The sequence below is a fragment of the Aeromonas sp. FDAARGOS 1418 genome (assembly GCF_019048585.1).
GTDB classification, from domain to species: Bacteria; Pseudomonadota; Gammaproteobacteria; order Enterobacterales; family Aeromonadaceae; genus Aeromonas; species Aeromonas caviae.
The window spans coordinates 4,055,519-4,077,197 of sequence record NZ_CP077387.1 but is presented as its reverse complement, the minus strand read 5'-3'; the positions used below and the strand labels follow the sequence as shown (position 1 = coordinate 4,077,197).

Below are 21,679 nucleotides of genomic sequence, written 5' to 3'. Positions count from 1 at the left end.
CGCCTCCCGATGCATATCACTCCTGTCATGACCCTCCCTGTGAGGGGGCCCCGGAGTCCGCCCTGCTTTGCCGCCCTGGCGTATCCCGCACTCCTTGTGATGTAGCCGGCTCATCTTCACCGCACCATCCTTATTTGCGTTCTTTGTCATCAACTGCCGTTATTGCGACCTGGGTCGGGGTTTGGGTGGATTATTAACTGTATGATTAATAACGAAATCAGGGACCCTGCCGACGAGCAGTACGGATCGGCACTCATCTGCCCGGGAGTGGCACATGCGATCGCATCGCGATCCCCGTCATCTGACTTCGGAGGTTTTATGCTTGGATTCATTCTGGGTGACATGTACAGCCGCACCAGCGGGTTTCGGCCACCCCCCCGCCTAGGCAAGCACTTCCCCCTCGCCCCCGACTATCAACTGCGCGGTCGCACTGGTGCCGCCATCCTGACCATGGAGACCCTGCTCGATACCCCCTATCCCCAGAAGAAGTTCAGGGCCCTGATCTATGGCGCCTTTATCGAGCGCCAGCGTCGCCTCTTTGCCGAGCAGGTGGTCATTGGCCGGATGGAGGAGGGCCAGGACCTGGCGATCGCCATTGACCTCGCCTTTATCAGCACGGCGGTGCCCATCGGTCTGCTCGCCATCTCGGAGGAGATCGCGCTGCTGACCACCCCCCGTCCCACCCAGAGCCATCCTCATCAGGCGGCCTTGAGCCAGGCGCTCGACTGCACCGCCATGCTGATGTTCTATGCCAAGGTCATTCGCCAGCGCAATGCGGTGCTTGAGCACATCGGCCACCAGTTCGGCTACAGGCCGCAGGCCGGGCTGGTGGCCAGGGTGGGCCACGGCGGGGAAGATGACTATGCCGCCTTCATGGTCAATGTGATGACCTGCATCGCCCATTCGGGCTCCTTCAAGGAGGCGCTGGAGAATGGCGTCAGGATGGGCATGCACGAGCCCGCCTTTTTCTGTATCGTCGGCGCCCTGGCCTCGACCCTGTGGGGAGTCCCCAAACCCTGGGCCCATGAGATCTCTCGATTCATCCAGCGCCAGCATCCCCACTATCTCCAGATCCTGCTGCGGGGCGAAGCCAGGGTGGGCCGCAGACAGATCAACCTGGAGCCTCCCAAACCGCCGCTCTGTGCACCGGTCAAGCGCCAGGTAAACCGCTTCCTGAAGTGGGCCTTCTAGGGCCATGGGAGTGCTCTCGAGGTGCGGGCCCATGGTGCCATCCCATCGGCCCGCCCCTCCTGAGGGTCATCACGGGGCTGTTATCTCACTGACCCCTGATCCCCCGGCTACCTTGCCCAAGAGGGGATGGCCAGAAAAGCCAACGGCTGCACGGGGGACAAGGGGCGGGTAGAAGGTGATCCACCTCGCCTTTTGATGTGAACGTCTTTTGATGTTTGGCGCCATACGCATACCATGCGCAGCGTGTGTTCCTGTTGGGGGAGGTGTCGCCCATCGCCCCGTGGCTGGCCGCTGGTCCCGTCATGCCCTCGGGATGCACAACCCGGGGCCGCCACGGTAACCCCTTATCGTCATAGCCAACAGAACGGAGTATCAGGATGGCCATTGCCATTGAGCAGTCGGACAACACACTGAGGGTGAACAAGGATCGCTACGATCTGGGCCGCATCGTCGGCGTGCAGGTAAAAGCACTCGGCTGGATGGATAGGCTCAAGAAGAGCTTGTTGCTGGGAGTGGTCACCTCCAGTGTGCTCTTTTACTTCACCCCTTCCTACGAGCAGGCGGGCAACTGGCTCATCGTGCTCTTCCTGCCCCTGGTGGGTTTTCTGTCTGGCGCCCTGATGGGGCTGCTCTCCAGCACGAAATATGAGTTTTGCATCGAATTTTCCCACGCCGACGAGACGGGCGTGCAGTGGATCACCGCCGCCAGGAGTCGGCATGTCGCCGATTATGAGACCTTCAAGGCGCAGGCGGCCAGGTTGAAAGAGCGGCTCGGGTAGGGAGCACAGAGTGACGGGTCTGCGCCATCTGGCGCCAGGCATAACAACAAGCCCGATCAGGTGCACCTGTTCGGGCTTGTTCCATTAGGGGGGAGGGCGCTCGGGGAGCGGCTCAGGCGGGATAGAGGGCGCCCAGCACCGCCGGGCGGCTCGCGCCGGTCACCGCAGGCAGGTTGCCCGGCTTTCGCTGGATAAAGCGTTGTGCCAGCCAGGCAAAGGCGGCCCCTTCCACCCAGTCCGGTACAAGGCCGAGCTGGGCGGTGCTGGTCAGATGCCAGTCGGGCAGCAGGGCTGCCAGCTCCGCCAGCAGCGGGGCGTTGTGGGCGCCGCCGCCGCAGACAAACAGCTCGGGCCGGGTTGACGCATCACGGTGGGTGGGCAACTGGCGGGCGATGCTGTGGCAGGTGAGGGATTGCAGGGTACGCTGCACATCAGCGGGGGCGTATGCGCAGCCGTCCAGCTCGCCGTCGAGCCAGTCGAGGGTGAACATCTCACGCCCCGTGCTCTTGGGGGCGGGGGCGGCGAAGTAGGGGTGAGCCAGCAACTGCTCCAGCAGCGCAGGGACAAGCTTGCCGCTGGCGGCCCACTGGCCACCGTCGTCATAGCTGTCACCGTGTGGATGGTGGCGGCGATACCAGCCGTCGAGCAGGGTGTTGGCGGGGCCGGTATCGAAGCCATATACCCCTGAACCCGCCCCCCCGTCGGTCTGGCCGGGCAGCACCGAGATATTGGCAATGCCGCCGAGGTTAAGCACGACCCGCAGGGCACCGGGGCGGGCAAAGAGCGCCTGATGGAAGGCGGGCACCAGGGGCGCCCCTTGACCGCCGAGGGCCATGTCCATGGTGCGAAAATCGGCCACCACGTCGATGCCGGTCAGGGCCGCCAGCAGGGCCGCGTTGCCAATTTGCAGGGTAAAGCCGAGGGCAGGGCGGTGGCGTATGGTCTGGCCGTGACTGCCGATGGCGCGAATCTCCTTGGGAGTCAGCGCCGCCTTCGCGAGCAGGGCCTGGGTGGCGGCGGCAAATTCGCGGGCCACCAGGTTGTCGGCTACCCCCATGCGGTCGATTTCGTTCTCCCCCGGGGTGCAAAGCTCATGCAGGGTGCGAGCCGTATCGACAGGCCAGGGATGGCAGAGGGCCGCCTCGACCCGCAGTGCATCCCCCTCGATCTGCACCAGCACGGCGTCGATACCATCCATGCTGGTACCGGACATCAAGCCTATATAGCGCTCAGTCATGACAACCCCCATTCAATGATGCAGGGGAACGGTTCGATACCATGCCCCGCTCTGGTACCGGGCATCCAGCCTATATAGCGTTCAGTCATGACAACCCCCTTTCAATGATGCAGAGGAACGGTTCGATACCGTGTTCCGCCTTGGTCCCCGACATCAATCGGATATATGGCCCGCTCATGACATCACCTCTTCAGTGGTGCAGAGGAACGATCTGATACCGTGTTCCACCTTGGTCGACAGCGCTCAGCTGTCGTCGCCGTTGCCCTTGTTTCTGGCCAGTTGCAGATCGGGGCTGTCCAGCTTGGCCAGTTGGGGCATGGCCTGGGCCTTGAAGCTGGCCAGCGCCCGCCCGCTGAGAGACTCCGCCTGGGGCAGGTTGAGGGTGCGCGGGTTCTTGTGCACGCCGCCCACCACGAATTCATAGTGCAGGTGCGGGCCTGTGACCCGGCCGGTGCCACCGAGCAGGCCGATGGTCTGGCCCTGCTTCACTCGCTGCCCCTTGTTGACGGTGCGCTTGGAGAGGTGCAGGTACTTGGTCACGTAGTTGCCCGCGTGCTTGATGAAGACGTAGTTGCCGTTGAACTGGTTGTAGCCGGCGGCCACCACGCTGCCGCCGCCCGCCGCCATGATGGGGGTCCCCACCGGCGCCACGTAGTCGATGCCGTTATGGGGACGCACCTTGCCGGTGACCGGGTGAAGGCGGCGCGGATTGAAGTTGGAGCTGATGTATTTGAAGTTGACCGGCGCGCGCAGGAAGCTCTTGCGCATCGCCTTGCCGTCCGGGGTGTAGTAGTTGCCATCCTCATTCAGCACGGCGCGGTAGATGGCCCCCTGGTTGATGAACTCGGCGGCCAGGATGTCGCCGGAGGCAACCCGCTCGTCATCCTGGTATTTGTCCTGGTAGACCACCCGGAAGCTGTCCCCCGGTTGCAGGTCCTGGGCAAAGTCGATGTCCCAGCCGAAGATGGCGGCGAGATCCATGATCTGGTCTTCCGTCATGCCCGCTTCGACGGCGGCGCCCCAGAAGCTGGAGCGGATTTCCCCCTGGGCCACTTGTTCGCGGGTGTCGAGCTCGATCTTCACCGGCCTGGCCACGAAGCCGTCATCCCGGCGGTTCACCTTGAGCGCCTGCTCCAGGCTGTGGGGGTAATAGAGGCTGTGCAGCTCGCCGCCCTTGGTGAGCTTGAAGGTGAGCTCCTGACCGGGCTTGAGCAGGCGCAGGGTATCCGTGCCCTCGAGCTGGTCGATGAGGTGCAGATCCGTGGTGCTGAGGCCCAGGCGCTGGAAGATGACCCCCATGTTGTCGCCGCTGCGCACCTTCACCTGTCTGGTGACATAGCGCGGTTTGGGCGGGGTGACGGGCTCGGCCCGTGCCAGCTGGGCCTCCTCGTCGACCTGCTGTTCGACGGCCAGTTCGTTGTCGTTGTCATCGACCCGGGTGGCGACTGCCTGTTCGCTCGGCCAGGCCGCCAGCATCATCACCATGATGCTCAGGATAAGCACCATCTTGCGGTGCCAGTGAGGGAGAGAGTTGAAGGCGTGCCAAAGGACCATGAGAAGCAGACAAAGTTGAACCCGGAAGAAGGTCGGAGTTTACCGCCTTTCCAATTGGCCCGCCATTCCAGTAATATGTCTGGCCCTGTGGAATCGTGATTGGAGAGTCAAAAAATGTCCCAGCTCGAGGTGGCGCTAGCCGAGATCAAGCGCGGAGCGGAAGAAATTCTGGTTGAAGAAGAACTGATCGCCAAGTTGAAGGAAGGGCGCCCCCTGCGCATCAAGCTGGGGATGGACCCGACCGCGCCGGACATCCACCTGGGTCATACCGTGATCCTCAACAAGCTGAAGACCTTCCAGGATCTGGGCCATGAAGTGATCCTGCTGATCGGTGACTTCACCGCCATGGTGGGTGACCCCTCCGGCAAGAACGCCACCCGTCCGCCGCTCTCCGAAGAGGCCATCAAGCACAACGCCCTCACCTATGCCGAGCAGGCGTTCAAGATCCTCGACCCGGCCAAGACCCGCATCGAGTACAACTCGACCTGGCTGAGTGAGCTGGGCGCGACCGGCATGATCAAGCTGGCGGCCAAGCAGACCGTGGCCCGCATGATGGAGCGCGACGACTTCAAGAAGCGCTACAGCAACGGCCAGTCCATCGCCATTCACGAATTCCTCTATCCGCTGCTGCAAGGCTATGACTCGGTCGCGCTCAAGGCGGACGTCGAGCTCGGTGGTACCGATCAGAAGTTCAACCTGCTGATGGGTCGCGAGCTGCAAAAAGATGCCGGCATGGCGACCCAGTGCGTGCTGATGATGCCGCTGCTGGTAGGCCTGGACGGTGTCAAGAAGATGTCCAAGTCCGCTGCCAACTACATCGGCGTGCACGATGCCCCGGGGGAGATGTTCGGCAAGATCATGTCCATCACCGACGATCTGATGTGGAACTACTACGAGCTGCTCTCCTTCCGTCCGCTCGCCGAGATTGAAGAGTTCAAGGCAGGTATCGCCGCCGGCACCCTCAACCCGCGCGACGTGAAGATCTGGCTGGCCAAAGAGATCATCGCCCGTTATCACGATGAAGCGGCGGCCGAAGCGGCCCACGAAGATTTCACCCAGCGCTTCTCCAAGAACGCCATTCCGGACGACATGCCGGAAGTCGAACTGGCACTGGAAGGGGAAGGGCTGGCGATTGCCAACCTGCTCAAAGACGCCGATCTGGTGGCCACCACCTCCGAAGCGCTGCGCATGATCAAGCAGGGCGCGGTCAAGGTGGATGGCGAGAAGCTGGACGATGGCAAGGCCCTCATCGGTGCCGGTACCGCCGTCTACCAGGTCGGCAAGCGCAAGTTTGCCCGGGTGACCGTGAAGTAAGTCGCCACCTGCGGCGCCGCCATAAGAAAGGCCTCCCTTGCGGAGGCCTTTTTGTTGGCTCATTGCTGCAAAGAGGGATCAGCCCTCTGTTTTCAGGAAGTTGCGATAGAGCATGTAGAGGTGGGCCGAGCTCCAGCTGAAGTTGCTGGCCCCCTGCATGGCGCCGGTCTCCGGGTTGTAGTTCTCGCGGATGGGGCCGCTGCCCGCCAGCCCCTCGGCATTGCTAAACAGCTTGTTGACCAGCGTCTGGGCATCGCCGCGATAGCCGTAGTTCTCCAGCCCCTTCACCCCGAAGTAGAACTGATCCAGCCAGACCCGGCCGCGCCAGTAGATGTCGGGGTCGTAGGCCGGGTTGGTCAGTGCCGCCGTGCCGAGCGGCACCTTGGTGTTGAACTCCTGGGCATTGAGCATCACCTCGCGCACCCGCGCCGCCTTCTCCTTGTCCGCCACCTCGGCCCAGAGCGGACTCCACCCTTCCGGGCCACGGCCGCGGGCGGTCAACAGCTTGCCGACGCAGCCGTTGGCGTCGGGCAGATCCCCCTGGGCTATCTGGCGGTCGTAATAGAAGCCGGAGGCCTCATCGAACAGGCAGCTGTTGATGTAATCGGCTAGCTGGGTCGCCCCTTCGCGGTAGCGGCTCGCCTCGTCCGGCTTGCCGAGCAGCTCGGCCATGTCGGCCAGGATGCGCTTCTCCTTGGCGAGGAAGGCGTTGAGCTCCACCGACTCCTGATCGATGGAGAAGCCGATGAGGTTGCCGTCGTCCTGATGGTTTTCAAAGAAGAAGACGTTCCAGTCCTGGCGCGCCCTGGCCATGTCGCCGCCATAGGTCTTGTCGGCATAGCGCTTGAGCTGATCCGGCTCGATAAAGCCGAAGCGGGCGGCGTTGTCCATGCCGGACTCCCAGCCTGCGCCGTGCTGGGCGCCGATATCCATGTCGGCGTAGCCGCCAACGCTCAATACCTGCTGATAGAGCGCCATGCCGGCGCAGCCATACCAGCCATCTCCCTCATTGGTGCAGCTCGACAGATCCAGCCCGGCCGGAGCCCCCGTCGGGTACTGCACCTTGAAGGTGATGTTGCCAAACTCGTCGTTGTGCTCGACGTGGCGGGTGGCGCCATATTCGATGATGCCGTTGCGGTTGTTGTCCCGCGCCCGATACCACCAGTCGTGATAGGCCTGGATCTTCGGGTACATCTCGGCGATGAAGGCCTTGTCCTGGGTGGCGCTGTAGATCTCCCAGATGGCCCAGGCGGAGAGGGGCGGCTTGGTGTCGCGCTCGTTCCAGTTGCCGCCGTCGCCACCGCGATCGGCGAGCTTGTTGTAGAAGACGGCGTCGATCACCATGCCGGCATCCTGCGGCCGAACCGGGTCATCGGCCTGGATCTGGTAGTCATACATGGCGCGCACGTTGTTCTTGGCCACCTCGGGGTTGAAGTGGGCCATGGCGTAGGCGTGCTTCCAGCTGTCCCAGGCCCAGACCCCGTCGAACCAGCGGGCGGTGTTGGAGGGGGTGACCCCGTCGTGCAGGATGGCACCGGCCGGCGAGCGCCAGTTGCCGTTGAGGGTCTCCATCGCCTTGACCGCGATGCGCCGCTCCGACTCCGGGATCCCCTGATTGGAGAGGCCGCGCGCCAGGTAATCCTCCCAGCGGCGGATGGCGTCGTCGAAATGGCTGGCGGGGTCGGCCAGCAGCGCCTGGCGGCTTCGCTCGAAGCGACTCGCGTCAGCACTACTGTGGACATAGCTCTGCAGGGTGTAGATATCCTGCTGGCCCTTGGCGGCCAGGGTGAGGCTGGCCTCGCTCACGTAGCCGAGCCCCTGCTCGTCGAGGGTGGTGCGACTCGGCAAGGTGCGATCGATGCGGTAGCTGGCGCTGCCGCTTTGCATGATGTTCCAGGTGCTGCGCAGTTTGCCGAACTGGAATGCCACGCCGCGCTCGGTCTGGCTGATGGTGCGGGTCCAGGCGGGGTACTGCTCGGCGACCGTCTTGTTGGCATCCCACTGGTTGAGCAGCTCCCCCTGCCAGTTGAGCTTGAGGGTGAGGGGGGCATCAGTGTGGTTGATGAGGCGGGTACGAACCAGCGCAGTGCGGGCATCGCCGTAGCGCAGCTCCAGCTCCAGGGTGAAGGGGTCGAAATCGAAGCGCTGCACCAGCGCTCCCGGGATGGCGTACAGCGCCTGTTTGCTGGCGCTGGTGAGCGGGAAGGCGCGGCCGCTCTCGTCGCTCAGGGTCAGCTTGTCCAATTCGCTTGCGAAGAACAGGCTGTACTCCTCGGCGATGACCATGGGGCCGGTAAAGCCGCCCCACTCGCTGTCGCTGGCGGGCAGCAGGAAGCCGTGCCAGGCGCCGAGATCGAGCAGCGGGTTGTATTTGAGGTTGGCGTAGCTGTCAAAGTCACGGAACTGGAGCGGGGTGCCGCTGCGGTCGATCACGTTTTGATACTGGTTCGCCAGGGTGGCGCTGGGGGCGGCCGGGCTGCTGGAGTCATTGCCGTTGCAGGCAGTGAGGCCGAACAGGGCGACGCTCAGGGTGATGGAAAGTAAATTTTTACGAAACATCTCTCGCTCCAATGACAGTTTTTGTAGGTTAAGGAAGGTGTTTTTTAGTGATTATTTTAGTGAAAGCGTTTGCGAGAGCCATTATAGGGTGATTCTGACGGGATTATTGGCGCTGTGTCACAGTGCAGGAGGGGCGAGTGTGAGCCGGATCACCCGGTTACACGAGGTTACATAGCCTTGTGTTTTAGTAATTATTTACTTTTGTGGTGGCAGTCAGTGAGAGAGAGGAGGGGCAGGTACGCAGGTATTGGTGGGGGGTCAGGCCGAACTCCTCCTTGAAGCGCGCGGCAAAGCGGCCGGGGGAGTCGTAGCCACAGGCGAGGGCGGTCTGAAGCGGCGTGAGCCCCTGTTGCAGCAAGGTGAGGGCGTGCCCCAGGCGTACCTGGGTCAGCACCTGGCGAAAGCTGCGCCCCTCGGCGGCCAGCTTGCGGACCAGAGAGGCGCGGCTCATGGCGAAGTGGGTCGCTACCGTCTCCAGCCGGTGATCGAGACCAGGCTCCACGCTGAGGTAACGGGCCAGCCGTTCCCCCAGGGTCATGGTGGTGGCAGGAAAGAGCAGGCCAAGGCCCCCCGCTTCCCTGAGCTCGCCATAAAACCCTTGTAGCAGCTGGGTCTGGGCCGTCTCGCAGAGCTGCCGCTGCGCCATGGTGGTGACGAGATCGAAGCAGAAGGCGAGGGCCGGCGTCACTCTGATGGCCGGTGGCTTGAGGAGATCGAGGGTGCTCTCTGCCAGCCACTCGTCCGGTGGCGGGGCCAGCAGGGTGAGCGCCTGGGAGCGAAACGTGCCCTGCTCCGGCTGGTTGACGAAGGTGAGCCGGTGACCCGCCGGGATCAGCAGCCAGCTCTCCTTGTCAAAGGAGAGGCGCTGCTCCCGCCACCACAGCTGCTTGCGGCCCTGTTGCACCCAGATGAGGGTCGGCGCGTAGATGAGCACCCGGCGCAGGGGCTGCTGGCGGATCCCGAAGTAGTGATTCAGTTGCAGCAGGGGCGTGCTCATCGGGCGGGCTCCTAGGGGGTGGTGAAGGTGGCGGTCAGGGTGGCTTTGCCAAGGGCCAGGCTGTTGAGCATGTAGCCTACCATGGCGGGCGGGGTGTTGGCCTTCACCTCCAGCGCCTTGGGCAGGGCCCAGACGGTGAACTGGTAGCGGTGCATGCCGTGACCGGCGGGCGGGCAGGGGCCGCCATAACCCTGGGTACCGTAGTCGGTGCCAAGCTCCAGCCCCTGCTTGAGCTTGCCGGAGGCATTGCTCGGCAGCTCGCTCTGGCTGGCCGGCAGGTTCACCACCAGCCAGTGCCACCAGCCGCTGCCGGTGGGGGCGTCCGGGTCATAGGCGGTGATGGCGACGCTCTGGGTGCCGGCGGGCAGGCTCTGCCAGCTCAACTGGGGGGAGCGGTTCTCGCCGCTGCAACCAAAGCCGTTGAAGCTGAAGACCTTGTCCATGGGTTCACCCTCGCGGATGTCGGTACTCTTGAGGGTCATGGCACCGGCGGGCAGAGCCGCGAGGCAGAACAGGGGCAGCAGCGGGATAATGGGGGATCTCATGATGGGCACTCCTTTGTGTGAATATGGCATTCACTCTAAGGGGGCTGGCTCAAAACAGAGTGCCCGTATGGCTCAAATTATGCCATAGAAGTGGCTTTTGTGAGCTGTTCGGGGCTTTTGAGGGGCATAAAAAAACCGGCATCCTGGGATGCCGGTTTTTGGGAGAGGCGAGGGGCCTTAGCGCAGGATCATCTCGTCACGGCCCGGGCCGACGGAGACCATGGGCACCGGCACGCCCAGCAGGGCTTCGATGCGCAGCACATAGTCCTGGGCAGCTTTGGGCAGCTCGGCGAAGGTGCGGCAGCCGCTGATGTCTTCGCTCCAGCTCTCCATCTTCTCGTAGACGGGGGTGAGGGCGGCGGTTTGCGGCCAGATCGGGTTCTCGGTGTGGGCACCTTCGTAGGCCACGCAGATCTTCAGATCCGGCAGACCGGTCAGGCAGTCCAGCTTGGTCAGGGCCACTTCGGTGGCCGCCTGCAGCTCGACGCCGTTCTTGGTGGCGACGGCATCGAAGTAACCCACGTCACGGGGACGGCCGGTGGTGGCGCCGAACTCGTTGGTGATCTTGCGGAACTCGTCCTGGTTCTCCATGGCGGTCAGCAGGGTGCCGGTACCGACGGAGGAGCTGAAGGCCTTGGCCACGGCGATGACGCGCTCCGGGCGCAGGCCCGGCAGACCGCCACCGATGCCGGCGTAGGCGCCGGAAACGTGGGAGGAGGTGACCCAGGGGTATTCGCCGTAGATGAGATCACGGCCGGCACCCAACTGGGCTTCGAACAGCAGGGTCTTGCCTTCGGCTTGCAGTGCCTTGAGGGGCATGCTGACGTTGCAGACGGCGTCCAGCCAGGGAGCGGACACTTCCAGCAGCCAGTCGGCCATCTCCTGGGCGGTCTGGGTGAATTCGAAGTCCGGATAGAGAGCCTTCATCTGCGGCAGTTTCCAGTCCAGCATGAACTGGATGCGCTCGACCAGCACGTCCGGCTGTTTCAGCCAGCCCACCAGGATCGCCTTTTTCATGACCCGATCACCGTAAGCCGGGGCGATGCCCTGACGGGTGGAGCCGTAGGCGCCGTCACCCAGGCGTTGCTCTTCCAGGGTGTCTTCCAGCGCGTGCAGCGGCAGGCAGAGGGTGGCACGGTCAGAGATGGCGAGCTTGGGAATGACGCCGGAGGCCTTGACCTCTTCCAGCTCGACGGTGAGCTTCTCGGGGCTGATCACCATGCCGGGGCCCAGCACGACCAGGCAATCCGGGTTGAAGACGCCGCTCGGCACCTGGTGCAGCTTGAAGGTGCCCAGATCGTTGACCACGGTGTGGCCGGCGTTGTTGCCGCCCTGGAAACGAATACTGGCGCCAGCCTGGCCTGCCAGATAATCGACGATGCGGCCTTTGCCTTCATCACCCCAGTTAGCACCTACGACTACGATAGACGACATGACTCTTTCTCCTAAGACATTAGGCGTCCATCCTAGGAGCCCCGTGAGGATTAGAAAAATTAATTATCTTTATAATTCCGATAAGGAAGCCATATAATTCCGGTGCCATTATCGACACCGCGCTCCCTTTCGTGGTGCCCGTGCCCTGGCGGCGCTGGCCCTGCCATCGACCCGGGAGAAGAGGAACCCCATGCTGGACATTCACTGGCTGCACACCTTCGTCACCCTGGCCCGGTTGCAGCACTTCGGCCAGACGGCCACCGAACTGCACATGACGCAACCCAATGTGAGCCTGCACCTCAAGAACCTGGAGCAGGCGACCCGGGTCAAGCTGGTGGAGCGCAGCCCGTTTCGCCTGACCCAGGCGGGGGAGCGGCTGCTGCAAAGCGCCGAGCGCGCCATCAACGAGTTGCAGCTCTGCCAGTCCGATCTCAATGCCCTGAGCCAGTTGAGCCAGGGGACGCTCGCCATCGCCGCCAGCGACATCATCTCGCGCCTGCTGCTCATCCAGCCGTTCCAGCGCTTCAAGCAGGCCTTCCCCGGTATCGACCTCACCCTGTTCAACACCACCTCGGATCAGGCGGCGGATCTGGTGCGGGCGGGCAAGGCTGATCTGGGCTTCGTGATGGCACAAAAGCGCAGCGAGCCGCTCTTCTACACCGAGTTGCAGCAGGTGACCTGGTGTGCCCTGGGGCACGGCCTGGCCCGCTGGCAGGCGCGGGCCAGCTCGGGGGAGAGCGATCCTCTGGACGAGCCGACCCTGATCCTGCTGGGGCACGACACCCGGACCCGGGCATTGATCGATCCCTCCCTGCCCCTGCTCGGCCTGCCGAGCTGCCGCATCATGGAGGTGGGGAGCGTGGATGCCCAGCTCGACTGGGCCGAGGCGGGTTTTGGCGTCGCCATCGTGCCGGATTTCTCCCTGCACCCCAGGCTCAAGCTGACCGCCCCGGTGACCCGGCTCACCGATTTTCCCGGTACCAGCCTGGGGTACGTGGTGCGCCAGAACCAGGTGCTGTCCCGGGCCATCAAGCAGCTGCTGCACTGGGTGGAGGAGGAGATCCAGAATCCGGCGCTGCTGCTGGCGCCGTGACAGGCCAGGCGCCCGTTCCCGATAACCAAGAGGCCACCCCTGGGGTGGCCTCTTGGTTGGTGTTCATTGCCCGGCGGGGGCTGTGGTCTCCACCGCATGGCTGGGTGGGCTGGCCGGCATGGCCTGCGGTGATGGCGCCTCCAGCGGCGTTGCCGCCGAGGCGGGCGCCTCAGGCGGGGTCAGGGGATGGCCTGGCGCCAGGGTTGCGCTGCCCGGTGTGGGCGGCTCAATCAGGGCCGGGGCCTGGTTGGTGGAGGCCGCCCCCGAACTGGTTGAGAGGGTCGCGGCGGCCGGTTGCTCCGGCAAGGTGTCGGACCCCTCCAGTGGCGCGGTGCCTTCCTGGGGGCCTGCCCCATCGGTCGGTGTGGCCGCGCTGCTCGCCGGGGACAAGGTCGGCAGGGCGCCCGAGGTGGCCCCTGCCCCGGATGCCGTGAGGGTGTCCGCCGGGAGGGTGGGCACGGCATCCAGCATGCCGGGATGGAGCAGGGCGATGCTACCCGCCTGCATGCCTTCCCAGGTGAGGGTGGTCAGTGCCGGATGCAGCCGGGTGAACTGCTTGAGCCGCTCGTTCAGCACGTCCCGCAGGGTGCGCACCTCGCTCTCGGGCAGACTGGCCAGCGCCACCAGTTCGGCGGTGACGGCGAAGGTGTTGACGCCGCTTGTCTGCCCCGGATAGAGGTTGGCGCCGATGCGGCTGCGATCGTAGTAGGGGTGCTGCTTGAGCAGCTTGTCCACCTGTTCCCCCTCGATGGGAATGAGGCGGGCCTGACAGCGGCCGGTGAGATCGCCGATGGCCTGATTGGGGTGACCGGCGACCACGAAGGCGGCATCCAGGGTGCCGTCACAGAGCCCCTCCAGCCGGTTGCCCGGGGAGATCACGGGCGGGCGGCTGAAATCGGCGACCCGCCACCCCATGGCATCGAGCAGGGCCCGGCTGGTGACCCTGTCCCCGGAGTTGGGGGCGCCGACATCGACCCGCTTGCCCTTGATGTCGGCCAGGGTGGTGATGTTGCTGGTGGCGCTGGCAATCAGGGTCAGGGACTCCTTGTGGAGCCGCAACAGGCTGCGCAGCTGATCGTCCGGGGCCTGGCCCGCGAAGGGGCCGGTGCCGTGCACCGCATGGTAGAGCACATCCGACTGCACCAGGGCGAGCTGTACCTCTCCCTTGGCGAGGGCCGCCAGATTGGCGATGGAGCCCGAGGTACTCTGCACCGTGCAGTGCAGGCCGTGGCGGGCACTCTCCTCGTTGAGCAGGCGGCAGATGGCCCCCCCTGTGGGGTAGTAGACGCCGTTGAGGGCTCCCGTACCGATGGTGACATAGGCGGGGGAGGCGAAGAGGGAGGGCGCCAGCACGGCCGCAAGCCAGGGCAGGGCGGTACGTGACAGACGCAGCAGGGCAGAGAAGGCGAATGGGCGCATAGTGGACCGAAACCGTGGCTGAACATGAGGAGGAGGCGGGCTCATCCGGTGATGAGCCTCATCTTATCCGTATCAGACGGGAAGCTGAACGGATTTTACCGCTTTTGCGCGCACCGGGCGGCCTGGGGCCGCCGCCCGGGACGGTTCGCTAGCGGGTCTGGAGAATGGCTTTCTCCATGCGGGCCAGGGCCTCGGTGAGACGGGCCCGGGTGCAGCCAAAGTTGAGCCGCACGAACTGGCCGTTGCCGAACTGGGCACCGGGGGAGAGACCCACGCCCGCCTGTTCGAAGAAGGCGACGGGATCGTCCAGCCCCAGGGCGCTCATGTCGATCCAGGCGAGGTAGGTGGCCTGGTTGCGGGCCAGCTTGACGCCGGGCCAGCGGGCCACGGCCTGCTCGATCAGGGCCAGGTTGCCGGTCAGGTAGTCGAGCTGTTCATTCAGCCACTGCTCGCCCCCCTCATAGGCCGCCTCGGCCGCCACGAACCCCAGCAGATTGACGTCGGCGCTGATGCCGCGCATTGCCTGTTGCAGCTTGAGCCGCAGGCGGGCATTGGGGATCACGGCGAAGGAGCAGCACAGGCCCGCGATGTTGAAGGTCTTGCTCGGCGCCATCATGACGGCGGAGCGCTCGGCCGCCTCCGGGCTCAGGGCACCATAGGGGATGTGGCGGGCATCCTTGTCCAGCAGCAGATCGCAGTGGATTTCGTCGGAGCAGATCACCAGGTTGTGGCGCTCGGCGATGGCGTCGATGGCCAGCAGCTCTTCCCGGGTGAAGACGGTGCCGCCCGGGTTGTGGGGGTTGCACAGCAGCAGCAGATCCGCCGAGGGGGCCTGACGCTCAAGCTCTTCGAGATCCAGCACCCAGCGGCCTTCTTCCTCCACCACGGGGACGGTGAGCAGGGGGCGGTCATTGAAGCCCGGCGCCTGCAGGAAGGGGTAGTAGACCGGCTTGGGGGTGATGATGCCGCGCCCGTGTTGGCTCCAGGCCTTGCAGGCGAGATTGAGGCCCGGCACCACCCCGGGCAGGAAGACGAGCCATTCGGGCTGGATGGTCCAGCCATAGCGGCTGGCCAGACGCGATACGATCAGTTCGATGAGCCGGGGAGAGGGGCGCGAATAGCCGAAGATGCCGTGGGCGACCCGTTTGGTAAGGGCCTCCAGTACGGCGGGGGGAGAGACGAAGTCGGTGTCTGCGACCCACATGGGCAGGACATCCTGACCCTTGTATTTGTCCCATTTCAGGCTCATGGTACCGCTGCGATCTATTTCCCGGTCAAAATCAAACATGTTAAATCCTTGTACTGGCGCTGGATGGGCTTCCAATGTACGGACTTGGACGCCCCCCCGCAACCCTTGAGGTGGCTGTTGATAATGACATAAAATAGCCGCCGCCATACGCCAAGCCCGCCCGCATCTGGCTCCTTTTTTTCTTCCATATCAATGGTATCTCTATGAGTTTGCTGTCTGTTGCCCGCAAGAGGCCGGATCCCGTCTCTCTCTCGTTTCTCGCCGTGACCTTCATGACCGGGGTGGCGGTGGCGCTGCAGGTGCCGACCTTGAGCCTGTTTCTGGCCGAGGAGGTGCAGGTGCGCCCCTTCCTGGTGGGGCTCTTCTACACGGTGAACGCGGTGATCGGCATCCTCATCAGCCAGTGGCTCGGCCACCGCTCCGACAACAAGGGGGATCGCAAGCAGCTGATCCTGCGCTGCTGCTTTGCCGGCATCGTGCTCTCCCTGCTGTTTGCCTGGAACCGGCAGTACTGGTTGCTGGTGAGCCTGGGGGTGCTGCTGGCGAGCCTGACCGCCACCGCCAGCCCGCAGCTGTTCGCCCTGGCGCGGGAATACGCCGACAGCCGCAACAAACAGGCCGACATGTTCAGCTCGGTGCTGCGGGCCCAGTTCTCCCTGGCCTGGGTGATAGGGCCGCCCATCGCCTTCGCGCTCGCCATCGGCTACGGCTTCGAGGTGATGTATCTGGCCTCGGCGCTGGCCTATGTCATCTGCGCCTTCGTGGTGTGGCGCTGGCTTCCCTCCCTGCCGCTGCCGGTGATGGACAGCGAGGTGGAGCGGGTGAGCAGCTGGCGGGATCCGTCGGTGCGGGCGCTCTTCATCGCCTCCACCCTGATGTGGACCTGCAACAGCATGTACCTCATCAACATGCCCCTCTACATCACCCGCGAGCTGGGGCTGGAGGAAAAACTGGCCGGTTTGCTGATGGGCACGGCGGCGGCCCTGGAGATCCCCTTCATGCTGCTGGCGGGCTACTACACCCGGCGCTTCGGCAAGCGGCCCATGATGCTGCTGGCGGTGCTGGCCGGGGTCGGTTTCTATGGCGGTCTCGTGACCCTGTCGAGCCAGCATGCCCTCATTGCGCTGCAACTGCTCAATGCCATCTTCATCGGCATCGTGGCCGGCATCGGCATGTCCTATTTCCAGGACTTGATGCCGGGGCGCGCCGGGGTGGCGACCACGCTCTTTTCCAACAGCATCCGCACCGGCTCCATCATGGCGGGGGCCATCGCGGGGATGGTGGCGGAGCTCTGGAGCTTCCACGGGGTCTTCATGGTGGCGGCGGCCCTGGCGCTGATGGCGCTGGCCGCCTGCTGGCGGGTCCCCAACGTATAGGGGATGCAAAGGGGAGCCGATGCCCGGCTGTGCCGGCACCAGTGCCCCGGTCGTGCGGGGAAGAAGCGGCCTTACCTGGGGTTGTCTCCCTGGTATTCGATGCGCAGGCAGCGCAGCAACAGCTCGGCCGCCGGCCCCAGCGCCTCCACCGAGGGGGTGAGCAGGTAGGTGTAGAGATAGCGTTCGTTGCCGCCGGTGAGATCGAGCTGCACCAGCGAGCCCTCGGCGAGCTCCTCCTGCACCAGGTGGCGGGGCACCCAGGCGTAACCCATGCCAAGGCGCACCATGTTGAGCACCTCATGATAGTGGGTCGCCTTCCAGCCGGTGTCGTCCGCATCGTTCCAGTCCACCGAGCGGTGGATGGGGGGATGCAGGCTTATCTGGTTGTGGCTGGCCAGCACCTCGGCAGTGATGGGCTCTCCCTGCTCCGCAAGGGGGTGGCCCGCTGCGCACAGAGGAAGCAGACAGACTTCGTCCAGCGGCAGGCCGGTGCGATCCTGGGGCAGGTGCTCGGAGAGCATCAGATCTCCTGCCTGCAGCGCATTGAAGTGGCAGTGGATCCGCTCGTGCAGGTTGATGCGGCAACCGCGGCTGCGGGGATAGAAGTGGGCCAGCGCCCGGTAGAGGCGCTCCCGCGGCTGCACCACGGACACATAGAGGTTGATCTGCGGCTCCCACTGCCGCTCCAGGTTGTTGGCCAGGTTTTCCAGCTCTTCCACCTGCTGGCTGAGCTGGCGCGCCCGCTTGAGGAAGATCTCCCCCGCCGGCGTCAGCACCGCCTTGCGCCCCCGCACCTCCAGCAGGGCCACCCCCAGACTCTGTTGCAGCTTGGCAACCGCATGATTGAGGGAGGATTGGCTCTTGTTCAGCGCCTCGGCAGCCTGGGCATAACCGCCGCAGTCCACCACCGCCTGAAAGATCCGCCATTGCTCAAACGTGCTCTTGGGACGAAACATAGTGCAACCTGTCTGGGGCCGATGGGATTCAACAGGGCGCGCCTTGGCACCCCCTCTTCACTGTAATCCCATCCGGTTGATTTGTTGATTTATTTGGGCTGGGCCACGAAGGTCTTGCCGCTCTGGCCCTGACTGTCACGCCCCATCAGGTAGAGATAGAGGGGCATCAGATCGGCCGGGGTCTTGAGGGTCTGCGGATCTTCCGCCGGGAAGGCGCTGGCCCGCATCCTGGTGCGGGTGCCGCCCGGGTTCAGGGTGTTGACCCGCACCCTGGTGTTCTCCAGCTCGTCCGCCAGCACCTCCATCATCCCCTCGATGGCGAACTTGGAAATGGCATAGGTGCCCCAGTAGGCGCGCCCCTTGCGGCCCACGCTGGAGGAGGTGTAGACGATGGACGCCTCGCCGTGCTCCTTGGCGGTCTGGCGAATGAGGGGCAGCAGCGCCTGGGTCAGCAGGAATTCGGATTTGACGTTGACCTGCATCACCTCGTCCCACTCCTGCTCCTGAATGTGTTCGAACGGCGACAGGGTGCCGAGCAGCCCGGCGTTGAACAGCACGCCATCGAGGCGGCCGAACTGCTGGGCGAAGGTCTCCGCCATGCCGCGGTAGTGGGCGGCAGTAGCCCCTTTCAAGTCCACGGGCACGATGGCGGGCAGGGGGTGACCGGCCGCTTCAATCTGGTCGTAGACCGCCTCCAGCTTGGCACTGGTGCGCCCGAGCAGGATCACGGTGGCACCGTGGGCCGCATAGGTGAGGGCCGCTTCGCGGCCGATGCCGTCACCGGCGCCCGTCACCAGAATGACCTTGTCCTTGAGCAGATCACGGGGGGCCTGATAGTCGAGCATGTGGACTCCTGTTAACAATGCCTGGCGGCTTGGCGCAACGAATCGAGTGGGCAAGTGTACTGATCCGGCCCGGCAGTTGACCAGTATGAGACGGCAAAAATGTGAATAAAACAGGGCGATAGCATCGATCCCTCCGCCCTTGGCACGGGAGGTGGCAGAGTTTTTGCGCGAGGGGGGCAAACTCCTTACTATGTGAAAAAACCGGACATTGAGCGGAGCATCAAGTGGCATTTTTGACCGAATACGGCCTGTTTCTGGCCAAGACCCTCACCTTCCTGCTGGCCATCGGCGCCGTCATCCTGATGGTGGCGAGCAGCCGCCAGCCCAAATCCCGCAAGGGGGAGCTGGTGGTGACCGATCTCTCCGGCGAGCTGGAGCAGGGGCGCCATCAACTGCAGGCAGCCCTGGCGGGCAAGGCCGAGCGCAAGCAGATGGAGAAGACCCGCAAGGCCGAGCACAAGGCCAAAGCCAAGGGGGAGGATGAGCGCAGCCGGCTGTTCGTCATCGACTTCAACGGCAGCATGGATGCCAAGGAAGTGGCCTCCCTGCGGGAAGAGGTGAGTGCCGTGATAGGCGTGGCCCGGCCCGGGGACGAAGTGCTGCTGCGCCTCGAATCCGGCGGCGGCGTGGTGCATGGCTACGGCCTGGCCGCCTCCCAGTTGCAGCGGCTGCGGGACAAGGACATCACGCTGACCGTGGCCATCGACAAGGTGGCGGCGAGCGGTGGCTACATGATGGCCTGCGTCGCGGACAAGATCCTGGCGGCGCCGTTCGCCATCGTCGGATCCATCGGTGTCATTGCCCAGATGCCGAACTTCAACAAGCTGCTCAAGAAGCACGACATCGAATTCGAGATGCACACCGCAGGCCAGTACAAGCGCACCATCACCATGTTCGGCGAGAATGACGATCTGGGGCGGGAGAAGTTTCGCGAGGAGCTGGGGGCCATCCACGAGCAGTTCAAGGCCTTCGTGGCCGAGCACAGACCCGGTCTCGACATCGACAAGGTGACCACCGGCGAGCATTGGCTGGCGAGCCAGGCCAAGCAGCTCGGTCTGGTGGATGCGCTTTGCACCAGCGATGACTACCTGCTGGCCCAGGCCAGCCATCACAAGGTGGTCGGCATCCGCTACAGCAAACCCAGGAGCCTGACCCAGAAGCTTGGCAAGCAGGCGGCACTGGGGCTGGAGGGGGCCCTCGGCCGCCTGTGGCAGCAGAGCCCCTGGCGCTGAGAACCTGTTTCGAGCTTACTGCGAGGTCGTGATCAAGGCTCATGTGCTGCTCGGAATCCTCATGTGTATCTACACACTCCGCTTCCTGCGCTGCTCTTCACCTTGCTGACGATCTCTCGCTACAGCTCGTGAACAGGTTTTATAGCTCAGTGCAAAGGACTAAAAAGAGAGCCGGGCATTGCCCGGCTCTCTTTTTTTATTGCGTCGGCTCTGCAGGCCGATGGCGCACCTCAGCGTTGGAAGGGGTAGACGGAACCCAGTTTCAGGATCTGGGTCAGCTCGTCCAGGGCGGTGCGGGTCTCCAGCACCAGGGACGGGTCGCGCAGATCGTCCAGCGCCAGGCTGTCGCGGTAGTGGCGATCGACCCAGCCATCGAGGCGGGCAAACTGGCTGTCGGTGATGAGACAGGCCGGGTTGACGGCGGCCAGCTCGGTGTCGTTCATGGCCACCCGCAGCCGCAGGCAGGCGGGGCCACCGCCGTTTCTCATGCTCTGTTTCACGTCCATGTAGTGCACCCCCTTGATCGGGGTCCCCAGGGTCACCAGCTTGGCCAGATAGGCCGACACCGCCGGGTTGTCGCGACATTCGGTGGGGGCGATGATCGCCATCTCGCCGGATGGCAGGGTGAGGATCTGGGTGTTGAACAGATAGGACTTCACCGCATCCTGCACCGACACCTCGGCAGTCGGCACCTCGATGAAGTGCAGCTCGCCGTCGCCGAACTTGGTGCGCACCTCGGCCAGCGCCGAGGCGGTGTTGAGGAACGCCTGCTGGTGGAAGAAGAGCACGTTCTGGTTGCCCACCGCGATGACGTCGTTGTGGAACACCCCCTGATCGATCACGTCCGGGTTCTGCTGGATAAAGACGGCGCTCTCATCCCCCAGACCGTGCAGGCGGGCGATGGCCTGGCTCGCTTCCAGGGTCTGGCGGGCCGGGTAGCGTTTGGGTGCCGGCTGGGAGACGTCGAAGGCGCTGCGGCCATAGACGAACAGCTCGACCCCCGCTTCGCCATAGGCGCGGCACAGCCGGGTGTGGTTGGCGGCGCCTTCGTCACCGAAGTGGTCGTTCTCCGGCAGATGCTGGTGGTGATAGAAGTGGCGATCGTTGTTGAACACGGCCCGCAGGATGCGCCCGGTCACCTCGGGCTCCAGGGAGCGGTGGAACTTGTTGGTCAGGTTGGCGGGGGTGAAGTGAATGCGGCCATCCTGGGTGTCGGCGCTCGGGGAGACGGTGGCGGCGTTGGCAGTCCACATGCTGGAGGCCGAGTAGCAGGCGGCCAGCACGGCGGGGGCCTGTCTGGCAGCCTGGGCCAGGACGCTGGCGTCGTTGCCGGTGAAGCCCAGGCGGCGCAGGGTCGCGAGATCCGGTCTCTCCTGTGGCGCCAGCACGCCCTGCACCATGCCGAGGTCGGTCAGCGCCTTCATCTTGCGCAGCCCCTGCTTGGCCGCTTCCTTGGGGTTGGAGGCCTCTTTGGCGTTGCTCTGGGAGGCGACGTTGCCATAGGAGAGGCCGGCATAGTTGTGGGTGGGGCCGACCAGGCCGTCGAAGTTGACCTCGAAGTGCTTCATGATCACATCCTTTCGATTTTTATATGGGGAGCGGTTCCTTCCGCGCACAAAGCTGCGGTGTGCGGCCATTATAAAGAGATTTCATCCTTTGTAACAAGCTGATAACCAGAATGGGTTTTTATGTCACAAGGGTGGCTGGATATGTCATTTCCAATCTAAAAAAGGGGGGGATATAGCATAAAAACAAAAAAGCGGTTGCTTCCCGCGCCCCGGCTTCGCATTAATAAATAAAGAAGCAGGGCGGTTCGGGCTGTCGGGCAAATTGACCCGCAAGATTGCTTTTTCCCGTCAAATCTCTTATACAGCCCCACAAAACCGCACGCCAACCCCG

Annotated in this window: 17 protein-coding genes; 6 read left to right on the top strand and 11 right to left on the bottom strand. The window is 64.1% G+C overall.

What is annotated here, in order from left to right; genetic code table 11:
• The first annotated feature begins 318 nt into the window (after positions 1–318).
• On the top strand, positions 319–1,191 hold the full coding sequence (locus tag I6L48_RS19000) for a hypothetical protein (protein WP_103259738.1): 873 nt from the start codon (positions 319–321) through the stop codon (positions 1,189–1,191).
• A 377-nt stretch (positions 1,192–1,568) separates the two neighbouring features.
• Entirely contained in the window at positions 1,569–1,970 is a 402-nt protein-coding gene (locus I6L48_RS18995; RefSeq protein WP_223302527.1) for a hypothetical protein, read from the top strand.
• 112 nt (positions 1,971–2,082) lie between these two features.
• Here the strand turns inward: I6L48_RS18995 and I6L48_RS18990 are convergent, their stop codons facing one another.
• Together I6L48_RS18990 and I6L48_RS18985 are read right to left on the bottom strand one after the other, a co-directional pair.
• Positions 2,083–3,207, bottom strand: coding sequence for an anhydro-N-acetylmuramic acid kinase (locus I6L48_RS18990; protein ID WP_216987602.1), 1,125 nt, complete (start codon positions 3,205–3,207; stop codon positions 2,083–2,085).
• A gap of 243 nt (positions 3,208–3,450) precedes the next feature.
• The gene (locus I6L48_RS18985; protein WP_216987601.1) at positions 3,451–4,761 is read right to left on the bottom strand and encodes a peptidoglycan DD-metalloendopeptidase family protein; all 1,311 of its coding nucleotides are present in this window, start codon (positions 4,759–4,761) and stop codon (positions 3,451–3,453) included.
• Between the two features lie 114 nt (positions 4,762–4,875).
• Between I6L48_RS18985 and tyrS the strand changes: the two genes are divergently transcribed.
• Complete coding sequence (tyrS, locus tag I6L48_RS18980; protein WP_039040151.1) at positions 4,876–6,075, top strand: tyrosine--tRNA ligase; 1,200 nt, start codon at positions 4,876–4,878, stop codon at positions 6,073–6,075.
• A gap of 78 nt (positions 6,076–6,153) precedes the next feature.
• Here the strand turns inward: tyrS and ygjK are convergent, their stop codons facing one another.
• The 4 genes from ygjK to I6L48_RS18960 all read right to left on the bottom strand — a co-directional run bounded on the left by ygjK (position 6,154) and on the right by I6L48_RS18960 (position 11,610).
• Positions 6,154–8,634 (bottom strand): alpha-glucosidase, encoded by a 2,481-nt coding sequence (ygjK, locus tag I6L48_RS18975; RefSeq protein WP_216987600.1) that lies wholly within the window; start codon positions 8,632–8,634, stop codon positions 6,154–6,156.
• Between the two features lie 184 nt (positions 8,635–8,818).
• Positions 8,819–9,631: an AraC family transcriptional regulator gene (locus I6L48_RS18970; RefSeq protein WP_216987599.1), complete on the bottom strand. Its 813-nt coding sequence runs from the start codon at positions 9,629–9,631 to the stop codon at positions 8,819–8,821.
• 11 nt (positions 9,632–9,642) lie between these two features.
• Positions 9,643–10,176, bottom strand: coding sequence for a YbhB/YbcL family Raf kinase inhibitor-like protein (locus I6L48_RS18965; RefSeq protein WP_041212601.1), 534 nt, complete (start codon positions 10,174–10,176; stop codon positions 9,643–9,645).
• A gap of 177 nt (positions 10,177–10,353) precedes the next feature.
• A complete protein-coding gene (locus I6L48_RS18960; protein ID WP_010673886.1) occupies positions 10,354–11,610 on the bottom strand; it encodes an adenylosuccinate synthetase in 1,257 nt (418 codons plus the stop codon).
• Positions 11,611–11,800: 190 nt separating this feature from the next.
• Here I6L48_RS18960 and I6L48_RS18955 point away from each other — a divergent pair, with 190 nt between their 5' ends.
• Positions 11,801–12,703, top strand: a complete 903-nt coding sequence (locus I6L48_RS18955; RefSeq protein WP_041212603.1) for a LysR family transcriptional regulator — start codon at positions 11,801–11,803, stop codon at positions 12,701–12,703.
• Positions 12,704–12,766: 63 nt separating this feature from the next.
• On the opposite strand, the gene I6L48_RS18950 is transcribed toward I6L48_RS18955, so the two are convergent.
• Together I6L48_RS18950 and I6L48_RS18945 are read right to left on the bottom strand one after the other, a co-directional pair.
• A complete protein-coding gene (locus I6L48_RS18950) occupies positions 12,767–14,122 on the bottom strand; it encodes a TAXI family TRAP transporter solute-binding subunit (protein ID WP_216987598.1) in 1,356 nt (451 codons plus the stop codon).
• Positions 14,123–14,270: 148 nt separating this feature from the next.
• Positions 14,271–15,410: a MalY/PatB family protein gene (locus I6L48_RS18945; RefSeq protein ID WP_041212604.1), complete on the bottom strand. Its 1,140-nt coding sequence runs from the start codon at positions 15,408–15,410 to the stop codon at positions 14,271–14,273.
• 164 nt (positions 15,411–15,574) lie between these two features.
• On the opposite strand from I6L48_RS18945, the gene I6L48_RS18940 reads away from it, so the two are divergent.
• Entirely contained in the window at positions 15,575–16,747 is a 1,173-nt protein-coding gene (locus tag I6L48_RS18940) for an MFS transporter (protein WP_216987597.1), read from the top strand.
• Between the two features lie 71 nt (positions 16,748–16,818).
• Here the strand turns inward: I6L48_RS18940 and I6L48_RS18935 are convergent, their stop codons facing one another.
• Together I6L48_RS18935 and I6L48_RS18930 are read right to left on the bottom strand one after the other, a co-directional pair.
• Positions 16,819–17,703 carry a LysR family transcriptional regulator gene (locus I6L48_RS18935; RefSeq protein ID WP_042015608.1) on the bottom strand — a complete coding sequence of 295 codons (885 nt, stop codon included), beginning with the start codon at positions 17,701–17,703 and terminating at the stop codon, positions 16,819–16,821.
• An 89-nt stretch (positions 17,704–17,792) separates the two neighbouring features.
• Entirely contained in the window at positions 17,793–18,548 is a 756-nt protein-coding gene (locus I6L48_RS18930) for a YciK family oxidoreductase (protein ID WP_042880314.1), read from the bottom strand.
• Between the two features lie 224 nt (positions 18,549–18,772).
• On the opposite strand from I6L48_RS18930, the gene sohB reads away from it, so the two are divergent.
• Positions 18,773–19,780, top strand: a complete 1,008-nt coding sequence (sohB, locus tag I6L48_RS18925) for a protease SohB (protein WP_042880316.1) — start codon at positions 18,773–18,775, stop codon at positions 19,778–19,780.
• 230 nt (positions 19,781–20,010) lie between these two features.
• Here the strand turns inward: sohB and astB are convergent, their stop codons facing one another.
• Positions 20,011–21,348 carry an N-succinylarginine dihydrolase gene (gene astB / locus I6L48_RS18920; protein ID WP_139739527.1) on the bottom strand — a complete coding sequence of 446 codons (1,338 nt, stop codon included), beginning with the start codon at positions 21,346–21,348 and terminating at the stop codon, positions 20,011–20,013.
• Positions 21,349–21,679: the final 331 nt, after the last annotated feature.